Source organism: Clostridia bacterium, assembly GCA_014360065.1.
Taxonomy (GTDB): Bacteria; Bacillota; DSM-521; order Neomoorellales; family JACIYF01; genus JACIYF01.
The window spans coordinates 1-4,520 of the sequence record JACIYF010000161.1 but is presented as its reverse complement, the minus strand read 5'-3'; the positions used below and the strand labels follow the sequence as shown (position 1 = coordinate 4,520).

Annotated in this window: 3 protein-coding genes; all 3 read left to right on the top strand. The window is 55.1% G+C overall.

Annotated elements, in window-relative coordinates; translation table 11 throughout:
- Positions 1-140 precede the first annotated feature (140 nt).
- A complete protein-coding gene (locus H5U02_14095; GenBank protein ID MBC7343553.1) occupies positions 141-1,958 on the top strand; it encodes a hydantoinase B/oxoprolinase family protein in 1,818 nt (605 codons plus the stop codon).
- Positions 1,955-4,033, top strand: a complete 2,079-nt coding sequence (locus H5U02_14090) for a hydantoinase/oxoprolinase family protein (protein MBC7343552.1) — start codon at positions 1,955-1,957, stop codon at positions 4,031-4,033. Before H5U02_14095 ends, H5U02_14090 begins: the two co-directional genes overlap by 4 nt.
- A gap of 36 nt (positions 4,034-4,069) precedes the next feature.
- A partial coding sequence (locus H5U02_14085) for an anhydro-N-acetylmuramic acid kinase (GenBank protein ID MBC7343551.1) occupies positions 4,070-4,520 on the top strand: 451 nt, incomplete at its 3' end.

Genomic DNA, 4,520 nt, shown 5'->3' with positions numbered 1-4,520 from the left:
CCTTTGCTGAGGTGGTTGTGTATTTACAAGATTCTCCCCAGGGAGGGGGGTAACCTCCATAAGGTTAGAGTCCTTATGCTGCAATAGATTTAGGAAATTTGTTTCGGAAGCATCGTACACCAGGTTGGGGGTGCAGCTTTATGACGGGCCCAGGTGACAATAGTAAGAGGATTGGAGGATCGCATGTCGGTGCCGGCGGAGGTAGCATCGATCCCGTAACCTTTGCCGTGCTTCATAACTCCTTAAAAAGCGTTGTCGACGAAATGAACCTAACCATGTTCCGCTCTGCTTATTCAGCGGTAATCACCGAAGGCCGGGATATAGGAGGGGCAGTGTTTGATGCCCGAGGCCGGTTAGTGGCTCAAGGGGAATCAGATCTGGCGGTGTTTGTCACCATGCTCGAATTCTCCTGCCGGGCCATCCTGGAGCGCTATCGAGGAGACATCCGGCCTCAAGATGCCTTCATTCTTAATGACCCCTTTGTCGGAGGCACTCATTTCAACGACGTAGGCATCATCAAACCGGTTTTTTGGCAGGACGAACTGGTGGCCCTAGTGGCGATAGTTGGTCACTGGCCCGACGTCGGCGGGTCAGAGCCGGGCAGCTTTGCTCCTGATGCCACCGAGTACTACCGCGAAGGTCTAAGAATCCCACCCATTAAAATTGTCAGGCAGGGTAAGCTGGATGAAGGAGTGTATCAGCTTATCCTCGCCAACGTACGGATTCCGGAGGAGCGGGAGGGCGATATCCGGGCCCAGCTGGGGGCGGCAACGGTGGGCGAGAAAAGGCTCCTCAGGCTAATCGAGAAATACGGGAAAGATACCTTTGTTCAGTGCATGGACGAAGCTATCAATTACTCCGAACGCTTGCTCCAGCAGGAATTTGCGGCAATGCCTGATGGTGAGTACCGGTGGACTGAATACCTGGATCAGGAAAGCCCAGCCAATCCGGAACCCGTCAAGGTTCACCTTACCCTCCGCATTCGAGGCGACCAGGCGGTATTTGATTTTACCGGTTCGGATCCCCAAACTCGCAGCGCTGCCAACAGCACCTATAGCGGCACGGCCTCGGCAGTATTCGTAGCCACCAAATCGCTATTTCCTGACATTCCCATGAATCATGGGTGCTTCGAACCTATCCGGTTTGTGATGCCGGAGGGAACGGTAGTAAACGCTAAGCCCCCTGCCGCTCTCAGTGCCATGGCAGCAACGGTCTACGAGAGAGTGATAGGCGTGACCTTTGGGGCCCTGGCTCAGGCGGTGCCCGATAAGGTTATGGCCTGCCCCAACGGATTGATCAACCTAACTATTGGTGGCTTTGATCCAGCGGCCAACCGTTACTATGTAGCCTACCTCTTTAGCGAAGGCGGATTTGGGGGCAGAGCCACCAAGGATGGTAGCTCGGGGTTAGTGTCCCTGTACGGTGGCGGCGCACGCATTACGCCGGTGGAAGTCTTCGAGCGCAAGTACCCCCTGCTTTTCAAGCAGTGGCAGCTTCGCCCCGATTCTGGAGGTCCCGGCAAGTATCGCGGCGGGCTAGGCTCCACCAAAACCTTTATGCTTACCCGCGGAGAAGCCCGCCTAACTGCCCTAGGGGACCGAGAACGCTTTCCTGCCTGGGGGCTTTTTGGCGGCGGCTCTGCAGATAAACAAGGGCTGGTATTGAACTACGGCAAGGATAACCAGAAGAATATAAGTCTCAAGGCGGTGGGGTATGTTATCCGGGAGGGAGACGAGGTCACCGTATTTGGAGGAGCAGGCGGCGGGTACGGCGACCCGTTGGAGCGCGATCCCGAGGCGGTGTTGGAGGACGTACGCGAAGAGTACGTATCTATCCAGCACGCAGCCGAGGCCTACGGAGTAATCATCGATCCTGATACCATGACCGTCAACGTCCCGGCAACCAACCGACTCAGGGCTGAACTCCGGCAAAAGCGGCTCGGGGGTGGTCAGTTATGATGCGAGTAGGAGTAGATGTGGGAGGTACATTTACTGACTTCGTATTTCTAGATGAAATGACTGGAAGGCTCCAGGTACAGAAGACCTCTAGTACTCCAGATAACCAGATGCGAGGGGTTATGGAGGGACTAGCGCGCTCGAGCTGTGCCCCCCGGGATATTTCCATGTTCCTTCATGGTACCACTGTGGCTACCAACGCGGTAATTCAGAAGAAGGGATGCCGGACCGGACTCATTACCACTAAGGGCTTTCGTGATGTGCTGAAAATTCGCCGCACCACTCGGGGGAAGCTTTATGATGTTCAATGGGATCCTCCTGAGGAACTGGTTCCCAGGCGTTACCGGCTGGAGATCGATGAAAGAACCGATGCTTTCGGGCACATCTTAAAACCGGTTAATCGGGGTGAAGTGCTGGCAGCTGCGGAGAAGCTAGTTCGAGCGGGCATGGAGTCGGTGGCGGTAGTCTTTATCAATTCCTATGCCAATCCGGCTAATGAGGTGGAAGCCTGCCGCATTATTAAGGAAGCCTTTCCCGATCTTTTCGTGGTCAACTCCAGCCAACTCTTGCGGGAGTGGCGTGAGTTTGAGCGCACCAGCACGGCGGTGGTGGCAGCCTATGTGGGGCCTTTGCTCAAGCGCTATCTCGGCTCCATGATGGAAGAGCTAGGCCGGGGAGGTTACCAAGGGCGGGTCTTGGTCATGCTTTCCAATGGTGGGGTGGCTCCGGCTGACCAGGTCGAGGAGCTAGCGCCCCGATCCTTGCTTTCGGGCCCCGCGGCGGCGGTGATTGCGGCCCGTGAGATTGGGCGGCTGATCGGTGAGGAAAACCTGGTTTCCATAGATATTGGTGGCACCAGTACCGATGTGGCTATGGTTTACCAGGGAGAACTCTTGATGAGCCTTGAGCAAGAAATTGAGTTTGGAACCATAGTCCATCTGCCGGTCATCGATGTATCTACCATTGGAGCTGGCGGAGGAACAATTGCCTGGATAGATCGCGGGGGTGTCCTGCAGATGGGCCCGCAGAGTGCCGGCGCCGATCCCGGACCGGTGTGCTATGGCAAGGGCGGGACTGAGCCCACGTTAACTGATGCCAACGTAGTCCTGGGAAGGCTTAATCCAGAACATTTACTGGGAGGCCAGCTCCCCATAGACCGGGACCGGGCCCTGAAGGCCATAGAAGAAAAGATCGCCCAGCCTTTAGGGTTGGACACCTACGCTGCAGCTCGAGGTATGGTAGAAGTGCTGAACCAAAACATTGCCAATGCCATTCGTAAGATAACGGTGCAAAAGGGCTATGATCCTCGGGAATTTGCATTGTTCTGCTGTGGCGGTGCTGGTCCGTTGCAGGCGGCGGAAATAGCTCGGGAACTTTCTATGAAGGCAGTAATTGTACCTCCGAACCCGGGGGTTACGTCAGCTTTGGGCCTGCTACTCACGGATATCCGCCACGATTACGTTACTTCTTACATTCAAGAACTCAACCGGGTTGAGGCAAAGGATGTGGAGGCAGCCTTTGCCTCCATGGAAGAGGAAGGAAAGAGGCAGTTGGCCGTGGATGGAGTCAAGGCAGAGGACATGGTTTTCGAGCGCAGCGTAGACTTGCGCTATCTGGCCCAAACCCATGAGCTCACAGTAAGCTGGCCCTATCCTGCAAAAACACTAGAGGCAGGGGCTGTAAGCATTGACAGCTGGCGTAGGCTGTGCCAAGCCTTCCATGATCGACATCAGCAGGAATTTGGTTATGCAGCCGAACTGGATGAACCCCTGGAAATTGTTAACCTCCGAGTCGCAGCCATCGGAAAGCTTAGCCGCCCTGAACTAACCGGAAGTGAGGCTGACTCGAGAACGGGTGCAATCGTATGCAAGCCGAAAGGTAACCGTCTCGTCTACTTTAAGGAAACAGGGAACGGCCTAGTACCTACCCCAGTTTACTGGCGCCAAGACCTGGTTTGTGGGGATGAAATTTTCGGACCGGCGGTTATCGAGCAATTTGATTCAACCATAGTGATTTTACCTGGCCAGAGCGGCAAAGTTGATGCCTACGGAAACATCATTATCAAGGATGCAATCTAGGTTACCACCAGATCATCAAAGGTGGGGGGATGGGACTTGGGCACTATTGAGGGTTCGAAGGACGGTTTGCGGTTGTGTTGGGGGCCTGGGCACCGGCCAGATCCGGATCGAGAAAGGCTAATGGTGGGGCTAATGTCTGGCACTTCCTGTGATGGGATCAGCGCAGCCCTGGTGGCGATTCGCGGCCGGGGCAAGGAACGCAAAATCCAACTTATTGCCCACCACGAATTGCCTTTTGACGCCGAAACCAAGGAGGCCATAGCTGGCGTTTTTCCTCCCCACCTGTATTCGGCTTATCATTATAGCCGGCTGCAGGTGACCCTGGCCCGCTTGTTTGCCCGGGCGGCCACTGAAGTTATCAATAAGGCTGGTGCCAAGCCGGAACAGGTTTTGGCGATTAGCATGCAGGGAATAACCCTATATCATGATCCCCCATCCGATCGCAACCAAAATCAAGGAATCCACTTTGAGATGGGAGACCCGGCTC